The following is an 18,518-nucleotide window of genomic DNA, read 5'->3' as shown; positions in this document are numbered from 1 at the left end:
TTCTGCAAGATTTTTTTCTAATTTTGTCCTCAATGAAACGATTCGCACTTCTCATAGCGGTACTCACCGGGCTCCTGGCCAGCGGCTGCGGAGGCTCCGCGACACGCTCCGCCGCAGACTTCACAGTCGAAATCTACACGCCCGAGTATGCTTCGGGATTCGACATCCGCGGCCGGGACAAGGATGCCGCGACCCTGGTCACCGTCCGCAACCCCTGGCAGGGGGCCGGCAACGTCGAGCAGCACCTGCTCATCCTGCGCGAGGGGGCCAAAGCCCCGGCGGGCCTCGACGCCCAGGTCGTGAAAGCCCCCGTGCGGCACGTCGTCTGCATGTCTTCGAGCCACGTGGCCATGTTCGACGCCCTGGGCGAGGTGCGGCGCATCTCCGGTGTTTCGGGCATCGACTACATCAGCAACACCTACGTCAACGAACACCGCTACTGCGGCGAAGTGCGCGACGTGGGATACGACACCAACCTCAACTTCGAACTGCTGGCCTCCATGCGGCCCGACCTCGTCCTGCTCTACGGCGTGACGGGCGAAAATACCGTCGTCACGGGCAAGCTCCGCGAACTGGGCATTCCTTATATATATATCGGGGACTATATGGAAGAGTCGCCTCTGGGCAAGGCCGAATGGCTGATGGTGGCCGCCGAACTGTGCAACGTCCGCGACAAGGGTGCCGAGACTTTCCGCGGAATCGCCGCACGCTACAACGCGCTCAAGAACCGAATCGCCAAAGCAGCCCGGAGCCCACGCCCGAAAGTCATGCTCAACACGCCCTACCGCGACACCTGGTTCATGCCCTCGTCGCGGAGTTTCATGGTGCGCCTGATCGAAGACGCCGGCGGCGAATACGTCTACACGAAAAACGCCTCAGACACCTCGGTCGCCGTCGACCTTGAGGAGGCCTACCTGCTGGCTTCGTCCGCCGACACGTGGATCAACGTCGGCCCGTGCAACACCCTGGCCGAACTCACGGCTCAAAACCCCAAATTCGCGGACGTCCCCGCCGTTAGCAACCGGCAGGTCTTCAACAACAACCGCCGCCAGACCCCTGCCGGAGGCTCCGATTTCTGGGAGTCGGGCGTCATACGCCCCGACCTGGTGCTGCGCGACCTGTGCACCGTCTTCAACCCCCAGGCGGTCGACACCGCGGAACTCTACTATTATAAACGGCTCGAATAATGAAGCGGCTCGCAATACTCCTCTCGGCCCTGCTCTGGCTGCAAACGGCGGCCTCGGGCGCGGAACCGTGGTTCCGCTACTTCTCGGACGGCCGCGCTGTCATCAAGCAGGGTTCGCTCTACGGCTTCGCCGACCGCAACGGCGCCGAGGTCATCCCCTGCCGGTATACCAAGGCCTATCCTTTCAACGACGGCATCGCCATGGTGCGGCAGGGCTATGAAGTCTTCGCCATCGACACCCTGGGCAACCGCCTCGGCACACGGGTGAAAATCCCCCAGTTCTACAACCAGGACTTCGAATATTTCGTCCGCTGGGTGTGCAGCCGCCTGCCCTTCGTGTCGGACAACGAGTACGCCCAGCTCCGCAGCGAGGTCGTCAACGCCGTGGTCACCATCGGCAGGGACGGGCGCATCACCGGCTGCGAAAGCGTCTCGGCCTGCGATCCCCGGGCGCTGCGCAAAGTCCGCAGCATAGTCATGGAAGCCCCGGCCTGGTCGCCCGGCCTGGTCGACGGCGAGCCGGTCGAAATCCGCAACCTGCTGCCCGTCGACTTCCGGCACCTTCGTCCGATCAAATGCCATGCGGTCGACGCACAGGGGAATAAACTCAACGTGCAGATCGTCTATCCGCTCTTCCAGGGAGAATACGCCTCGCGGCTCTACCCGTGGTTCTTCCGGAATATCCGCCACAAGAGCGGCGAATACCAGCGTGCCGCCTCCGGCACCGTGCGGGTCGCCTTCACGGTCGACAAGAAGGGCAAACTGCGCGACATCGAGATCCTCCGCGCCCACAACGACGTCTGCCGGGAAAAGACCATCGAGACCCTGAAGAAATCCCCCAGGTGGACGCCCGGCACGGCCAACGGCGTCCCCGTCGACGTACGTTACGAAACCTCCTTCAAATTCCAGTACCGCTAAATGGCCCCCGGCAGAACCGCATTCCTCTTCACGGCACTTGCGCTGCTGACCGTGGCGCTCTTCACGGCCGACCTCCTGGTCGGCTCGGTCTCCGTGGCACCCGCCGACATCTGGGCGGCGCTCACGGGCGGCGACTGCGACCCCGCCATCCGGGACATCATCCTGCGGATACGGCTGCTCAAAGCCGTCACGGCACTCCTGGCCGGCGCGGCGCTCGCCGCCAGCGGCCTGCAGATGCAGACCCTTTTCCGCAACCCGCTGGCCGGGCCCTATGTGCTGGGCATCAGCTCGGGCGCCGGGCTGGGTGTAGCGCTGTTCCTGCTCGGAGCCCCGCTGCTGGGCGTCTCGGCGCACTCGTTCGTACAGTCGCTGGGCATCGCCGGCGCGGCATGGCTCGGCGCGGCACTCGTGCTGCTGGTTGTGATGGCGGTCAGCCGCCGCATCAAGGACATCATGGTCATCCTCATCCTGGGCATGATGTTCGGCTCGGGCATCAGTTCCGTAGTCGAGATACTCCAATACCTGTCGAGCGAGGCGGCGCTCAAATCGTTCGTCATCTGGACGATGGGGTCGCTGGGCGACGTCACGGGCGGCAACCTCGCCCTGATGCTCCCCGTCGTCGCCGCGGGGCTCGTGCTCAGCGTCGCCGCCATCAAGCCGCTCAACCTGCTGCTGCTGGGCGAAAACTATGCCCGCACGATGGGGCTCAACGTGCAACGCACCCGTACGCTGCTGTTCCTCTCCACCGTACTGCTGGCCGGTACCGTCACCGCTTTCTGCGGCCCCGTGGGCTTCATCGGACTGGCCGTCCCGCACCTGGCACGCATGCTCTTCGCCAGCGCCGACCACCGCATCCTCATGCCGGGATCAATGCTCGCGGGCGCTGCCCTGCTGCTGGTCTGCGACCTCATTTCGAAAACCCTGGCGCTGCCGATCAACACCGTCACGGCCCTGATGGGCATCCCGGTGGTCATCATCGTCGTCGTCCGCAACCGTAACCTCTTCTAAGATGGCAGCCGACACCCTCCATACCCCCCGACCGCACACAGGCCCCGCACCCGGGACACCGGGCATCTCGCTGCACGGCCTCACCCTCGCCTACGGCCGCCGCGTCCTGTTACGCGACGCCGACGCCGTGCTCCCGCAAGGGTCGATCACGGCGCTCATAGGCCGCAACGGGACGGGCAAAAGCACCCTGCTGCGGGCGATCGCCGGGCTGGGCACGGCCACCGGCGAGATCCGGCTCTGCGGCAAGCCCCTCGCCGCACTCACCGCGCTGCAACGCGCCTCCACCGTCAGCTTCGTCACCACCGACAAGATACGCATCGCCAACCTGGCCTGCGAGGATGTCGTCGCCCTGGGCCGCGCGCCCTACACCAACTGGATCGGGCGCATGCAGCAGGCCGACCGCGACATCGTGTCACGCTCGCTCTCGCTGGTGGGCATGTCGTCGTTCGCCCGCAAGACCATGGATCGCATGTCCGACGGCGAATGCCAGCGCATCCTGATCGCACGCGCTCTGGCGCAGGACACCCCCGTGATCCTGCTCGACGAGCCCACGGCCTTCCTCGACCTTCCGAACCGCTACGAACTGGCGTCGCTGCTGCGCCGCCTGGCACACGAAGAGGGCAAATGCATCTTCTTCTCGACGCACGACCTCGACGTGGCGCTCGGGCTCTGCGACGCCACAGCGCTCATCGACACCCCCGCACTGCACTGCATGTCGGCGGCCGACATGGCGGCGAGCGGCCATATCGAACGGCTTTTCGCCGGCGCAGGCATCTCGTTCGACCCTGCGACGCTGACCATCCGGCTCGCAAAAAAGTAGAATATCCAATATTTTTCCGCCAATTTTTTGTTAAACTCACTTTTTTATTTACCTTTGCACCGCTAAAGCCACCCTTTCGGGGGTATGCGATAGTGGTATTGGCCCATTCGTCTATCGGTTAGGACGCAAGATTTTCATTCTTGAAAGAGGAGTTCGACTCTCCTATGGGCTACGAACGAGGAGGGCTGCGGAGCGGCACGGAACCGGGGGGGGCTCCCGACCGGCAACCGGGACAGCAAAAACGGCAGACCTCTACGGGTGAATACTTTTCAAGGAGCGGGCTTCAGGCCTATCCGCACACAGCTACGGCTGGAACCGATTTAGCAACTGAAAAAGTAAAAAATAAAAAACACAGAATTATGGCAAACCATAAGTCATCGAAAAAACGCATTCGCCAAACCGCGGCCAAACGTGCCCACAACCGTCTGTACCACAAGACAGCACGTAATGCCGTAAAAGCACTGCGCAACACCTCGGAGAAGAGTGCCGCCGAAGCCCTGCTTCCCAAGGTAACCACCATGCTGGACAAGCTCGCCAAGCACAATATAGTGCACAAGAACAAGGCCGCAAACCTGAAGAGCGCCCTCCAGCTGCACGTGAACGCACTCTAAACCCCGGCCGGATGCAAAGCCAGAAGCTGCCCCTGTGGCAGCTTTTTTATTCCCCTGCGCAAAACAACGGTATCAGCCACCGTCCCGCCAGCCCAAGTACAGCGCACACATACGCTCCGGCATACCGCCTGTACGACAAAGCCGTCCGCATCGCTGCGGACGGCTTCCGTTTTTCTCCGCCGGGGCATCCCCGCGCGGCACTACCCTTCCCGGGGATCCCCTGATCCTCCGGCAGCCTCACTCCTTCCCGGAAAACCCGGATCCGTCCCCGGAATCACTCCTTCTCGGGAAACCCCTGCGCCCGCAGCCGAATGTCCGAACCGTCGGGCGTCACCATGTATATCCCCGTCGACTCGGGCGTTATATGGCCGATGACATCGACGCACCCCATGCGCATCACCTGCTCCTGCAACGCCAGCGGCACCGTGAACAGCAATTCGTGGTCTTCACCGCCGTTGAGCGCCGCCACGACCGGATCGGCATTCATCTCTTCGGCCAAGGCATAGGTCTGCTTTGCAATCGGCATCCGGTCGAGGTATATGCGGGCCCCGCATTTCGACGCCTTGCAAATCTGCATCAGGTCGCTGGAAAGCCCGTCCGAAAGGTCGATCATCGACGTCGGTACGATGCCCTCCTCGGCCAATGCCTCCACAATGTCCTTGCGCAGACGCGGCTTGAGATACTTCTCCAGCAGGTATTCGTACCCTGCGAACTTCGGTTCGGGGTCTTTCACGTCGGCAAGCACCCGCTTCTCACGCTCCAGCAGCCGCAGCCCCATGTACGCCGCACCGAGGTTGCCCGAAATACAGATCAGGTCGTTCTGCTGTGCGCCGCCGCGCGACACGACCTTCTCATTCGGGGCATGTCCCAGCGCCGTGAGGCCCAGCACCAGTCCGGTCATCGAAGCCTTCGTATCGCCCCCCACGAGGTCGATCTCCTGCTCCCTGCATGCGAAGGCAATTCCCTCGTACAGCTCCTGCAACGCCTCCACCGACAGCTTGGACGACACACCGAGCGACACCATCAGTTGCGAGGGCAGTGCGTTCATCGCCAGGATATCGCTTGCGGCCACCGTCACGGCCTTGTATCCCAGGTGCCTGAGGGGGAAATAGGTCAGGTCGAAGTCTATGCCCTCCAGCAGTGCGTCCGTCGAACAGAGCACCGCCTCGCCGGACGGCGGCATGACGACCGCCGCATCGTCGCCCGCGGCGCGGAGCGTCGAAGCATCCGCCGGGTCGAACCCTTTGGTCAACAGGTCTATCAGGCCGAATTCACCCAGCTCGGCTATTTCGGTGCGTCGTTTCTTTTCCATATTATAAATTTTTTTACAAAATTACGGATTCTTTACTCTTTCCCAAAAATTTAGCGTATTTTTGTCCGGTAAATCCCAAATTCGGCTTCTACATATGATAAACATCGTCTTATTCGGTGCACCGGGCTGCGGCAAAGGCACGCAGGCACAACGGCTCAAAGCACACTACGGCATCGAGCATGTCTCGACGGGCGAGGTTATCCGCGACGAGATCCGCCGCGGCACGGAACTCGGACGCAGCATGGAATCTTACATCGAGGCTGGCAAACTGGCCCCCGACGAAATCGTCATCGGCATGGTCGCCAACTATGTCGCCCAGCACAAACATGCCAAGGGCTGTATCTTCGACGGCTTCCCCCGCACCACGGTACAGGCCGAGGAGTTCGACAAGCTCCTCGCCCGGCACGGGCTGAAGGTCGACATCATGGTCGACATCCACGTCCCCGAAGAGGAGCTCGTCCAGCGCATCCTGCTCCGCGGCAAGGATTCGGGACGCGCCGACGACGCCTCCGAGGAGGTGATCCGCGGCCGCCTCGACGTCTACCGCCAGCAGACCGCCGTCGTCTCGGACTACTACGCCGCCCGGGGCAAATACGCCTCGGTCAACGGCACGGGTTCGATGGAGGAGGTCTTCTCGCGCATCACCGACGTGATCGACCAGTTGCAATAGGCCGCCGCCGGCCGACCGCCGAAACCCGGGGCAAATCCTGTTCCGGGCTCCATTTCCATCCCCTTTTCCGCAGCAGGGCGAGGGCCGGCACCGCCCGTTTCCGGCTCCGGAGGCAGACACGCCCCGGCACTTTCCCCGCCTTTGCGGCCGCTGTCCGTACACCCGGGACTGACCCCGGCGGCGGAATCGGCTCAAAGATACGGCGATAAAACCGAAAAAAAGGTGCGCGGCTTTGCTATTTTACAAATAATCCGTATATTTGCAACCCCATTGAGGGGCAATTAACTAATTTTAATACGTATTATGAACAATTACGAAACCGTTTTCATTGTCACGCCGGTTCTGTCCGATGCACAGGTGCAGGAGGTCGCTGACAAATTCCAGGGTGTCATCACCGAGAACGGCGGTCAGATTGTGAACAAGGAGTCGTGGGGCCTTCGCAAGCTCGCCTACCCTATTCAGAAGAAGACCACCGGTTTTTACTTCCTGGTCGAGTTCACGGGCGAGGGCTCGCTCATAGGCACGCTCGAAACGCAGTACCGCCGCGATGAGCGCATCATCCGTTTCCTTACTTTCAAGCAGGACAAGTTCGCCGTGGAATACTCGGAGAAGCGTCGTGCAAAACTTTCTAACAAACAGGAGGAGTAAACCATGGCACAGGAGAACAAGGCACAGTCTGAAATCCGTTACCTCAACCCGGTATCGGTCGACGTCAAGAAAAAGAAATACTGCCGCTTCAAGAAGCTCGGCATCAAATACGTGGATTACAAGGACGGGGAGTTCCTCAAGAAATTCCTCAACGAGCAGGGTAAGATCCTTCCCCGCCGCCTGACGGGTACTTCGCAGAAGTTCCAGAAGAAGGTGGCACAGGCCGTGAAGCGTGCGCGCCACCTGGCCATCCTGCCCTTCGTAACCGATTGCATGAAATAATTAAAGGAGGAAGAGACAATGGAAGTTATTCTGATCAAAGATATGGAAAACCTGGGCTACGCCAACGACATCGTGACCGTAAAGCCCGGTTATGCGAACAACTACCTGATTCCCCAGGGTTACGCAAAGGCTGCCACCGCATCCGCCAAGAAGGTGCTCGCCGAGAACCTCCGCCAGCGCGTCCACAAGGACGCCAAGATCCTTGCCGACGCACAGGCACTCGCCGAGACCATCGCCAACCTGCCGCTCACGCTGGCCGTGAAGGCCGAGGAGGGCAAGCTCTTCGGTACGGTTACCGCCACCGACCTGGCCGAGGCCCTGGCTGCCAAAGGCATCGAACTCGACCGCAAGCTGATCGCCGTAGAGGGCATCAAGACCGTCGGCGAATACGAAGCAACCGCCAAACTCCACAAGGAGGTCAAGGCAGTCATCAAATTCTCGGTTACCGCCGCAGAATAGTCCGCAGGAGGTTGCAAGGGTTCCGCCCTGCAACTACCCGCACCCTAAAAAAGGAGAGCCAAAGGCTCTCCTTTTTGCATTCAGGCAATACTCCGTCCAGATATTCGTATCCACCGAATTCGGGGACGGGCACGCCGTGTGTCCTACCAACCCGCATTCCGGACTGTTCGATGCTGCCGGATTCCCCGCCCCGGGTCAGTGCGGCGGCGCGGCCGGCGGATCGGGATGGCGCGGCGGCACGGAGTAGGAACGCAGCACGAGCGCCACGCCGACGAAGATCACCAGCGCGAAGACCACCGTATCGGGATGGAGCTTGTCCAGCCCCATCCCGACCGAAATGGCGATCGCCAGCACAGGCTGCAGGTAGGTATAGATGCTCGACACCGTGGCCGGCACACTCTTGAGCGCATAATTCAGCATCAGGTTCGGCAGGTAGGTCGGCACCGTCAGCACGAAGAGCGTCGGGAAAAGCGCATGGCCGGCTATGGCGGCATAGTCGGTGTGGATGATCTCCTTCAGCCCGAAGGGCAGCGCAACGACGGCCGCCACGCAATATACCCAGCGCAGCACGGTGGTGATGCGGTACCTGGCAACCAGGGCTTTGAACCAGACCATGTACAGCGCCGTGGCGCAGGCGCAAAGCATGATCATCACGTTGCCCCAGACATGCGAATGCTGATGCGACGACGAGGCGCCCGTCAGCACCACCGCCACGGCGCCCGCCATGCCGAGCAGCAGCCCCGCGACCTTGAGCTTCGTGAAGCGATCCATGCCCAGCAATACGGAGAGCAGCAGCACCAGCAGCGGGACGATGGTGTCGATGATCGAGCCGTCGATGGGCGAAGTCATCGAAAGCCCGTACATGATGAATACCTTGCGCAGCACGCCGATCAGCAGCGCGGCGCCGATCAGCTTGCGGATGTCGGCGCGCGCGACCCGTTCGGCCTTCTGCCACAGCAGCGGCACGAGCGAAAAAAGCGCCGTGACGACCAGCGACCCCGCCACCATGGCCATCGGATGGACATAGTGCGGCAATACGATGTTGTAAAACGGGTAATCCATGGCCCATACGATATTGCATATCAGCAGGGCGATGTGGGGCTTGAATCTGCTCATTCCGTCTCGGGGTTTACCCTGCGGGAAACAAAAACAGTGCCTTTCCGTTCGGAAGGGCACTGCCGTTATAGCGGTGGCGGCCATTTCTCACCAGCTGTCGCGCGGCACCTCGAACGAACCGGGCGACGCCCCCGGCAGCTCTTTTCCCCGGTAATAGACTTTCCATGCGTCTTTCCCGTATCCTTCCCCGAGTTCTTCGAACGTCTGTGCCGAGGCGCCCTTCACCGCTCCGCCCCTGTAAAATACCTTCCAGGCATCCTTTCCGTATCCGTTCCCGAGGCTCTCGAAGGTCATCGCCGACGCCCCGTCCACCTTCCGGCCGCGGTAATACACCGTCCAGCTGTCCTTCGAGTAACCGCCGCCCAGCCTTTCGCCCGACAACGTGCTCCCGTCATAGCGTTCCCCGTACTGGTAGGTATGCCAGTTGTCTTTCCCCATCCCGTTCCCGAGGCTCTCGAACGACGAGGCCGACGCCCCTTCCACCTTCCGGCCGCGGTAGAACACCGTCCAGTCGTCCTTACCGTACCCACCGCCGAGATCCGTGAACGACGATGCCGAAGCGCCCTTCACCTTCCTGCCCTCGTAATACACCGTCCAGTTATCCTTCGAGTAAGCCCCGTGCCGCCTCTCCCGGTTGGGCTGCGACGCCCGAACCTCCTCGGGGGCAGGATTTCCCAGGCAGTGCGGGACACCCGCAAACACCGAAAACAGCGAAAACAGGGATAATATCAGCTTTTTCATAAGGCGCGGTATCCGTTCATGATTATATTTAGTTCCTGATTATATTTTACGATTCGGCCCGAAATATACGGAGTTATCGCCACGCGTCCAAGAAATCGGCGGCAAACTTTCCCGGAGTGGGGCGAAAAGCCCTGTCCTCCGCCTCAACCCGCCGCAGTCCTTCACCGCTCCCGGCCTATCCTTCGCCCAGGTCTACCCGCACCCCGCCCCGCAATCCTTTTCCCAACCGCGACCATCTGCCCCTCCTTCCCCTGCGCCCACAAACGCGCCCACAAAAAAAGAACCGCAGGCGTAACGCCTGCGGTTCTTTCGATATATCGGCGGACGGCTGCACCGTCCCTCCGTACGGGGATTACTCCTCGGCCTTCTCTTCCTTGGCAGCCTTCTTGGCGTTCTTCGCCTCGGCAGCCTCCATGGCGCTCTTCAGCGCGGCCAGACCTGCGATGTCGCCCAGCGTCGTCTTCTCGACCGAAGCGTTGATCTTCTTCACGGTCGACTTCGTAGCATCGGCGGCGGCACGCTTCTCAGCCTTCTCGGCTGCCACTTCGGCACGCTTGGCCTCCTCGTACGTACGCAGGTGCGAAAGGGTGATACGCTTGGTAGCCTTCGAGAACTCGAGCACCTTGAAGTCGAGCTTGTCGCCCACCTTCGGCGTCGTGCCGTCCTCTTTGGTGAGCTGGCGTGCGGGGCAGAAGCCCTCCACGTTCTCGCCCAGTGCGACAACTGCGCCCTTGTCGGTCATCTCGGTGATCGTACCCTCGTGGATGCTGTCTACCGAGAACTGGTTCTCGAACTCGTTCCAGGGGTTCTCCTCGAGCTGCTTGTGGCCCAGCGACAGACGGCGGTTCTCCTTGTCGATCTCGAGCACCACGACGTCGATATCAGCGCCCACCGACGTGAATTCGCCGGGGTGCTTTACCTTCTTCGTCCAGCTCAGGTCGGAAATGTGGATCAGGCCGTCGATACCCTCCTCGATCTCGACGAAGATACCGAAGTTGGTAAAGTTGCGCACCTTGGCCGTGCACTTCGTGCCGACGGGATACTTGGTTTCGATATTTTCCCAGGGATCGGGCGTAAGCTGCTTGATGCCCAGCGACATCTTGCGCTCCTCGCGGTCGAGCGTCAGGATGACAGCCTCGACTTCGTCGCCGACCTTCATGAACTCCTGCGCCGAACGCAGGTGCTGGCTCCACGACATCTCCGACACGTGGATCAGTCCCTCAACACCGGGGGCGATCTCCACGAATGCACCGTAGTCGGCCATCACGACCACGCGGCCCTTGACCTTGTCGCCGACCTTGAGGTTCTGGTCGAGCGCCTCCCACGGATGCGGGGTGAGCTGCTTCAGGCCCAGTGCGATACGCTTCTTGGCGTCGTCGAAATCGAGGATAACGACCTGGATCTTCTGGTCGAGCGCCACGATCTCTTCGGGGTGGTTCACGCGGCCCCACGAGAGGTCGGTGATATGGATCAGGCCGTCCACACCGCCCAGGTCGACGAATACGCCGTACGAGGTGATGTTCTTGACGGTACCCTCGAGGATCTGGCCCTTCTCGAGTTTCGACATGATAACCTGCTTCTGCGCTTCGAGTTCGGCCTCGATGAGCGCCTTGTGCGAAACGACCACGTTGCGGAACTCCTGGTTGATTTTCACCACCTTGAACTCCATGGTCTTGTCCACGTATACATCGTAGTCGCGGATGGGCTTCACGTCGATCTGCGAACCGGGCAGGAACGCCTCGATGCCGAATACGTCGACGATCATACCGCCCTTGGTGCGGCACTTGATGTAACCCTTGATGATTTCGTCCTTTTCGAGGGCCTCGTTCACACGATCCCACGATTTGAGCTGACGTGCCTTCTTGTGCGAAAGAACCAGCTGTCCGCCCTTGTCCTCGGCCGACTCGACATAGACCTCGATCTTATCGCCGACCTTCAGGTCGGGGTTGTAGCGGAACTCGGAAACGGGAATGACACCCTCGCTCTTGTAGCCGATGTTCACGAGAACCTCGCGCTTGGTAATGCCCGTAACGGTACCTTCCACGACCTCGCCGACGTTGACGTTCGAAAGCGTCTTGTCGTAAGCCTCTGCGATCTCCTCCTTGGGATGGTCATAGACTCCCAGGTCGTTTTCATACGCGTTCCAGTCGAAATTCTCGTTCGTGACTACATTTTTCGTTTCTTCCATGATGGAAATTCTTTTTGCGATACAATCGCTCGTTAAATGATTAATAATTAAACTCGTAGCTCCCGCCTACGCGCCTTATGCGCATACGTGAGGGCTACAAAGGTAACGGTTTTTTGCGAATCTGCAAAAAATCAGGCGGTTATTTGCGTCCCGCGGAAGCCTCCGGGCGTCGTCCGCGGCGCCTATTTGCGCACCACCCGCTGCCGCGGGGTGTTGTCGATCTTCAGCGGGCTGTCGTCCCTGAGCTCTTCGAGCAGGATGTCGGCCACCTTCTCGTCGGTGATTTCCCCGCCGGTATATTCCATATCCTTGTAATTCCGGTAGATATAGTCGCTCACGGCGACCTTGTACTTCCGCCCCTCGCGCAGCTTCGGGAACTGCACGTCGAGGGCGTTGTCCGCCGCATCGGTGACGATCATATAGGGCGTGGTCGAAATCAGGTCGATGCGGTGCGCCTCCTTGGCGTTCACCGGGTCGTTGTACTTCGACACGATCATGCGGCGCATCTGGGCGGGCGTCATCTCCATCCGGGCCACCAGCGTCCCGAACGGCTCCAGTCCGTATACCTTCGCCGCGCTCACCCCGCCCGCGGGGATCGAATCGAGGCGCACGCCGCCGATGTGGTAGAAACCGACGTCGGCATCGGCCTCGTCGGCGACCGCCGCGGCCATCCAGTTGGCAAGTCCCCACTTGTCGGCGGCATTGCCAAAACGCCCGACGGGTTTGTTCAGCTCCGGGTCGGCATAGTAAGCCTCGACCTGCTTCTGGTAGAGGATATCGGGTTCGTAATCGGCCAGCGGGACGATCCGGTAATCAACCCCAGACACCTTATGCCCCTTCATCCGTACGGTCGTCACGCCGATGTTCCGCAGGTCTTTGCCCGTCTGCGTCAGCAGCGTGCCGCCGATGAGCGTATCGACCTCTTCGTGCGTATGCCCGCCGATCACCACGTCGTACTGCGACTGCCCCTTGGCGAGCAGTTCCGCATCGCGGTCGTCGCCCATGTGCGACACGAGTACCAGCACGTCGCACTCGGGCCGCAGCTCCGCGGCATATTTCAGGGCCATCGCCTGCGGGTCGGGAAACTCCAGCCCCGCGAAACTCGATTCATTGCCCGCCGGATGCCCCGGCCCCTCGTAGTTGGTCACCACGCCGACGAACCCGATCCGGATCCCGTCCCGGTCGACGATCGTGTAGGGCGGCAACTGCGGGAAGGTGCAGGTGTCGCTCACCACGTTGGCGCAGACCACCTCGAAGTCCATGCTGTCGATCATCCGCCCCAGGAACGCCTGCCCGTGGTCGAATTCATGGTTGCCCAGCGTCGCCACGTCATACCCCAGTTCGTTCATCAGGGCAATCATCGGCATACCGGGCGTCGGCGCCATGTCCACATAGGCATTCCCCGTCCAGCGGTCGCCGGCATCGACCAGCACCACGAGTTGGGCCGTATCGCGGCACGCCTCGACGGCCGACGCCAGCCGCGGGAAATTCTGTATCTTTGCATGCATGTCGTTCGTCGACAGCAACACGAGCGTCCTTTCGCGGGGTGCGCAGGCCGCGGCGAGCGCCGCAACGGCGACCAGCCCCATCCTCAGTATTCCTTTCATAACACAGGTTTTAGTTTGTCAAAGTTATAAATTATTCATATCTTTACATGTTTTCAAGCCTGAAAATCTTATGACAAATATCATCGAAATCATATGCGAAAACCTCGGCGGCACGGTCGAGGTGCCGATGGGCACCCCGCTTTCCGAGGTCGCAAAGCGGGTCGCGCCGGGGCCCTACCCGTTCCTTGCCGCCCTGGTCAACAACCGCATCAAGGAACTGTATTACAAAATATATACCCCGGTGACCGTCCGTTTCGTGGACATCACCTCCTTCGCCGGCATCCGCGTCTACCAGCGCACGTCGTGGTTCATCCTGCAGAAAGCCGCCCGCGACCTCTTTCCGGGCAAGACGCTCCATATCCGCCATTCGATGGGGCAGAACGGCTTTTACTGCGAGATCGAGGGCATCGACGAATTCACGCCCGGGCTGGCCGAGGCACTCGAAGGGCGCATGCGCGACCTGGTGGCGCAAGACCTGCCGATCAGCCGCATGAAGATCCTCACGAGCGAAGTCCGCGCCCGCTATGCAGCCCAGGGCCTCACCGACAAGATCGCCCTGCTGGACACCCGCCCGCGGCTTTACAGCGACCTCTATACGCTCGGCGACACCGACGGTTATTTCTACGGCGCGCTGGCGCCCTCGACGGGGTTCGTCGACCTGTTCGGCATCGAACCCTACTACAACGGATTCTACCTTGCCCTGCCGCTGCGCACGGCGCCCGACCGGCTCAACACCAACGTCGAACAGGAAAAGATGTTCGGCATCTTCCAGGAATACCAGTCCTGGGTGCGGATCATGGGCGTGCCCACCGTGGGCGCCGTCAACTCCAAGGTGCTCGCGGGCGACGCGGGCGGCATGATCAAACTGGCCGAAGCGTTCCACGAACGCAAGTTCGCATGGGTCGCCGACACGATCTACGACGCCAACATCTCGCGCGGCGTACGCATGGTGCTGATCTCGGGGCCCTCGTCGAGCGGCAAGACCACCTCGGCCAAACGGCTGGGCATCCAGCTCGGGGTACTGGGGCTGCAGCCGGTGCTGATCTCGCTCGACGACTATTTCGTCGACCGCGAAAAGACCCCGCGCGACGCCGACGGCGATTACGACTACGAGGCGCTCGAAGCCATCGACCTCGAGCTGTTCAACGACCACCTCTGCCGCCTGATGCGCGGCGAAAGCGTCGACATCCCGCGCTACGACTTCATCACGGGCCGCCGCACGTGGCACAACAACCCGCTGACGCTCGACGAGCGTTCGATCCTGATCGTCGAGGGCATCCACGGGCTCAACCCGCGCCTCACCCCGAGCGTCCCCGAAGCGCAGAAATTCCGCATCTACATCTCGTGCTTCACGTCGGTGGCGATGGACAACCTCTCGCGCATCGCCACGACCGACAACCGCTTGCTGCGCCGCCTCACGCGCGACTATACGCAACGCGGCGCAGATGCCGTGGCGACGCTTTCGCGCTGGGGCTCCGTCCGCCGCGGCGAGGAGAAGCACATCTTCCCCTACCAGGAAAACGCCGACGTCATGCTCAACTCGTCGCTTTTCTACGAAATCTCGGTGTTGCGCCCCTATGCCGAAAAGATCCTCCGCGAGGTTCCCGACACGGTACCCGAGTACGACGAGGCGCGGCGCATGCTGAAGTTCCTGAAAAACTTCACCCCCATCCCGCCCGACGAGATCCCGCCCACGTCTATCATCCGGGAGTTCATCGGGGGCAGCAGTTTCAAGTACTGACTCCGGCAAGCCCCGCCGGACAGACGCCCTCGCCTGCCGCCCCACGGTGTCCGCCGCAACTCCCCGTTTCGCGGCCTGCGGGTGCCTGCGCGGCCGGCTACGACCGACGGAGGCGTATCCCTGCGCCACGGGGAAAATATAAACCCGGCAGACGCTTGCGGTCTTCGTAAAAATAGTATTTTTGCATGGAGATTACGCGCCGCCCGGCGCATCCGACCACAATAACCAATTGATGACAAATATGTTCGACAAGTTTTCCGAACGCCACATCGGCGTCAGCAACGAAAAAGACCTCAAAGCCATGCTCGAAGTGATCGGCGCAAAGTCGGTCGACGAACTGATCGCGCAGGTCATCCCCCAGTCCATCCGGCTCAAGAAGCCGCTCGCGCTGCCGGCCGAAGGGATGAGCGAATACGAATTCGCCGCCCACATCCGCTCGCTGGCCGACCGCAACCGCTGCCTCAGATCGTTCATCGGCATGGGCTACTACCCCTGCGCCGTCCCGGCCGCCATCGTGCGCAACGTCTTCGAGAACCCCGCCTGGTACACCTCCTACACGCCCTACCAGGCCGAGATCTCGCAGGGCCGCCTCGAGGCGCTGCTGAACTTCCAGACCGCCGTGATCTCGCTCACGGGCATGGAGATCGGCAACTGCTCGCTCCTGGACGAGGGCACGGCCGCCGCCGAGGCCATGCTGATGATGTTCGCGCTGCGCCCGCGCGAAGCGGTCAGGGAGGGTCGCAACCAGCTCTTCGTCGACCGCAACATTTTCCCGCAGACGCTCGACGTGCTGCTCACGCGCAGCGAACCGTTCGGCATCGAACTGATCATCGACGAATACGACGAATACAGCTTCACGGGCAAGGAGTTCGGCGCCATCGTCCAGTACCCGGCCGCCAACGGCGCCGTGCGCGACTATACGGACTTCACGGCCGCGGCACATGCCAAGGGCGTGCTGGTCACGGCTGCCGCCGACCTGCTTTCGCTGGCGCTGCTCAAATCCCCCGGCGAGTGGGGTGCCGACATCGCCGTCGGCTCGACGCAACGCCTGGGCACCCCGATGGGCTTCGGCGGCCCCGGCGCAGGCTACATGGCCACGCGCGAGGCCTACAAGCGCAACATGCCCGGCCGCATCATCGGCGTCTCGGTCGACCGCCTCGGCAACAAGGCGCTGCGCATGGCGCTCCAGATGCGCGAACAGCATATCAAGCGCGAACGCGCCACGTCGAACATTTGCACCGCCTCGGCGCTGATGGCCTCGATGGTAGGCTTCTACTGCGTCTACAACGGCCCCGAGGGGCTGAAACGCGCCGCCGACACGGCCCACCTGGCCGCCGCAACGGTCGCCGACGCACTCCAGGCGATGGATTACAAACTCGCCGCCGCAGACTTCTTCGACACGCTCGAAGTCTCGGCCGAAGCCGCCGTCGTGCAGTCGCTGGCACTCGAAAGCGGCATCAACTTCTACTACCCCACCGAAGGCTCAGTGCGCATGTCGTTCGACGAGGTGACCACCCCCGAAGAGGTCGCCGAGGTAATACGCATCTTCGCCGCCGCCAAAGGCAGGAAAGCCAAGGCCGTAAAGCCCGTCACCGAAAGCCGCGTGCCGGCCGCCCTGCGCCGCCGCACGGCCTACCTCTCGGAGGCGGTCTTCAACACCTACCGCTCGGAAAGCGACCTGATGCGCTACATCAAGAAGCTCGAACTGAGGGACATCTCGCTCGCCAATTCGATGATCTCTTTAGGTTCGTGCACCATGAAGCTCAACGCCGCGGCGCTCATGCAGCCGCTCTCGCTGGCGGGCTTCCAGATGATGCACCCCTTCGCCCCGGCCGACCAGGCCGAAGGTTACATGCAGTTAATCACGGAGTTGGAAAACGACCTGGCGACGATCACGGGCTTCGCGGCCTGCTCCCTGCAACCCAACTCGGGCGCTGCGGGCGAATACGCCGGGCTGATGGTGATCCGCGCCTACCACCAAAGCCGCGGACAGGGCTACCGCAACGTGGTGCTGATCCCGGCCTCGGCGCACGGCACCAACCCCGCGTCGGCCGCCATGGCCGGCATGAAGATCGTCACGGTGGCCTGTGACGACAAGGGCAACATCGACGTCGAAGACCTCAAGGCCAAGGCCGGGGAATACAGTTCGGAGCTGTGCGGGCTGATGGTCACCTACCCCTCGACGCACGGCGTGTTCGAGAGCCGCATCCGCGAGATCGTGGACGCCGTGCACGACGCAGGCGGACAGGTCTACATGGACGGCGCCAACATGAACGCACAGGTGGGGCTGACCAACCCCGGCTACATCGGCGCCGACGTCTGCCACCTCAACCTGCACAAGACCTTCGCCATGCCCCACGGGGGCGGCGGCCCGGGCGTGGGCCCGATCTGCGTCGCCGAGCACCTTAGGGCGTTCCTTCCCTCGCATCCGGTTATGCCGACGGGCGGCGACGAGGGTATCACGGCCGTGGCGTCGGCCCCTTGGGGCTCCGCCATGCTGCTGCCCATAACCTACGGTTATATCAAGATGCTGGGTGGAAACGGGCTGCGCCGCGCCACCGAAATGGCGATCGTCAATGCCAACTACATGTCCTCGGCGCTGGCACCGGAATACCGCACCTATTATTCGGGCGAGACCGGCCGCGTGGGACACGAGATGATCCTCGACCTGACCTCTTTCAAGAAGGACTACGGCGTCGACTGCGGCGACATCGCCCACCGCCTGATGGACTACGGGTTCCATGCCCCGACGCTCTCGTTCCCCGTGCACGAGACGCTGATGGTCGAACCGACCGAATCGGAACCGAAGGCCGAGATGGATCGCTTCATCGAAGCGCTGGTGAGCATCAAGCGCGAGTGCGAAGCCGCCGCGGGACAGGCCGACAACGTGGTCGCCAACGCGCCGCACACCGCCGCCGAGATCGCCGGCGAATGGACGCATCCCTACACCCGCGCCGAGGCGGCATTCCCGCTCGCATGGGTGCGCGAAGCCAAGTTCTTCCCCTACGTGACCAAGATCGACAACGGCTACGGCGACCGCAACCTCTGCTGCCGCAACTGCGAATAGGCTGTCCCGAACCGGCTACTACGTACCAAAAACGCGGGCACGCACGCCGGCACCGCAAGCCATACAATAATGATCCCCGGAATCCGCATGAAGTTCCGGGGATAAAAAACAGAGGTATAAAAAAGTGTAAAGCAAAAGATAATC

General features: G+C 61.7%; 16 protein-coding genes and 1 tRNA gene. 12 read left to right on the top strand and 5 right to left on the bottom strand.

Features of this window, described 5'->3' with window-relative positions:
- Positions 1-23: 23 nt before the first annotated feature.
- From DW189_RS13305 to rpsT, 6 genes are all read left to right on the top strand, one after another.
- The gene (locus DW189_RS13305) at positions 24-1,187 is read left to right on the top strand and encodes an ABC transporter substrate-binding protein (protein WP_162508137.1); all 1,164 of its coding nucleotides are present in this window, start codon (positions 24-26) and stop codon (positions 1,185-1,187) included.
- Positions 1,187-2,104, top strand: coding sequence for an energy transducer TonB (locus DW189_RS13300; RefSeq protein ID WP_117508527.1), 918 nt, complete (start codon positions 1,187-1,189; stop codon positions 2,102-2,104). The genes DW189_RS13305 and DW189_RS13300 overlap by 1 nt, the downstream gene beginning before the upstream one ends.
- Positions 2,105-3,112 (top strand): iron ABC transporter permease, encoded by a 1,008-nt coding sequence (locus tag DW189_RS13295; RefSeq protein ID WP_117508526.1) that lies wholly within the window; start codon positions 2,105-2,107, stop codon positions 3,110-3,112.
- 1 nt (position 3,113) lies between these two features.
- Complete coding sequence (locus tag DW189_RS13290; protein ID WP_232045461.1) at positions 3,114-3,932, top strand: ABC transporter ATP-binding protein; 819 nt, start codon at positions 3,114-3,116, stop codon at positions 3,930-3,932.
- Positions 3,933-4,032: 100 nt separating this feature from the next.
- A tRNA-Glu gene (locus DW189_RS13285) sits at positions 4,033-4,104 on the top strand.
- Positions 4,105-4,291: 187 nt separating this feature from the next.
- Positions 4,292-4,543, top strand: a complete 252-nt coding sequence (gene rpsT / locus DW189_RS13280; protein ID WP_018694590.1) for a 30S ribosomal protein S20 — start codon at positions 4,292-4,294, stop codon at positions 4,541-4,543.
- 274 nt (positions 4,544-4,817) lie between these two features.
- Here the strand turns inward: rpsT and thiL are convergent, their stop codons facing one another.
- On the bottom strand, positions 4,818-5,855 hold the full coding sequence (gene thiL, locus DW189_RS13275; RefSeq protein WP_117508525.1) for a thiamine-phosphate kinase: 1,038 nt from the start codon (positions 5,853-5,855) through the stop codon (positions 4,818-4,820).
- 94 nt (positions 5,856-5,949) lie between these two features.
- On the opposite strand from thiL, the gene DW189_RS13270 reads away from it, so the two are divergent.
- From DW189_RS13270 to rplI, 4 genes are all read left to right on the top strand, one after another.
- Positions 5,950-6,525 carry an adenylate kinase gene (locus tag DW189_RS13270; protein WP_018694588.1) on the top strand — a complete coding sequence of 192 codons (576 nt, stop codon included), beginning with the start codon at positions 5,950-5,952 and terminating at the stop codon, positions 6,523-6,525.
- A gap of 303 nt (positions 6,526-6,828) precedes the next feature.
- The gene (gene rpsF, locus DW189_RS13265) at positions 6,829-7,173 is read left to right on the top strand and encodes a 30S ribosomal protein S6 (protein ID WP_018694587.1); all 345 of its coding nucleotides are present in this window, start codon (positions 6,829-6,831) and stop codon (positions 7,171-7,173) included.
- A 3-nt stretch (positions 7,174-7,176) separates the two neighbouring features.
- Entirely contained in the window at positions 7,177-7,455 is a 279-nt protein-coding gene (gene rpsR, locus DW189_RS13260; protein ID WP_018694586.1) for a 30S ribosomal protein S18, read from the top strand.
- Between the two features lie 18 nt (positions 7,456-7,473).
- The gene (gene rplI, locus DW189_RS13255; protein ID WP_117508524.1) at positions 7,474-7,914 is read left to right on the top strand and encodes a 50S ribosomal protein L9; all 441 of its coding nucleotides are present in this window, start codon (positions 7,474-7,476) and stop codon (positions 7,912-7,914) included.
- 195 nt (positions 7,915-8,109) lie between these two features.
- Here the strand turns inward: rplI and DW189_RS13250 are convergent, their stop codons facing one another.
- The 4 genes from DW189_RS13250 to DW189_RS13235 all read right to left on the bottom strand — a co-directional run bounded on the left by DW189_RS13250 (position 8,110) and on the right by DW189_RS13235 (position 13,566).
- Positions 8,110-9,030, bottom strand: coding sequence for a DMT family transporter (locus DW189_RS13250; RefSeq protein ID WP_117508523.1), 921 nt, complete (start codon positions 9,028-9,030; stop codon positions 8,110-8,112).
- Between the two features lie 87 nt (positions 9,031-9,117).
- Positions 9,118-9,771, bottom strand: a complete 654-nt coding sequence (locus tag DW189_RS13245) for a DKNYY domain-containing protein (protein ID WP_117508522.1) — start codon at positions 9,769-9,771, stop codon at positions 9,118-9,120.
- A 352-nt stretch (positions 9,772-10,123) separates the two neighbouring features.
- A complete protein-coding gene (rpsA, locus tag DW189_RS13240; RefSeq protein ID WP_018696096.1) occupies positions 10,124-11,959 on the bottom strand; it encodes a 30S ribosomal protein S1 in 1,836 nt (611 codons plus the stop codon).
- 182 nt (positions 11,960-12,141) lie between these two features.
- Positions 12,142-13,566 carry a bifunctional metallophosphatase/5'-nucleotidase gene (locus DW189_RS13235; RefSeq protein WP_117508521.1) on the bottom strand — a complete coding sequence of 475 codons (1,425 nt, stop codon included), beginning with the start codon at positions 13,564-13,566 and terminating at the stop codon, positions 12,142-12,144.
- 70 nt (positions 13,567-13,636) lie between these two features.
- Between DW189_RS13235 and DW189_RS13230 the strand changes: the two genes are divergently transcribed.
- Positions 13,637-15,307: a nucleoside kinase gene (locus tag DW189_RS13230; RefSeq protein WP_117508520.1), complete on the top strand. Its 1,671-nt coding sequence runs from the start codon at positions 13,637-13,639 to the stop codon at positions 15,305-15,307.
- A gap of 241 nt (positions 15,308-15,548) precedes the next feature.
- Positions 15,549-18,374, top strand: coding sequence for an aminomethyl-transferring glycine dehydrogenase (gene gcvP / locus DW189_RS13225; protein ID WP_117508519.1), 2,826 nt, complete (start codon positions 15,549-15,551; stop codon positions 18,372-18,374).
- Positions 18,375-18,518: the final 144 nt, after the last annotated feature.

Origin of the sequence: Alistipes sp. AM16-43, from assembly GCF_003435745.1 — a bacterium.
Taxonomy (GTDB): domain Bacteria; phylum Bacteroidota; class Bacteroidia; order Bacteroidales; family Rikenellaceae; genus Alistipes; species Alistipes onderdonkii.
Note: the sequence above shows the minus strand (reverse complement) of the source record. Positions and strands in the feature narration are given on the sequence as shown.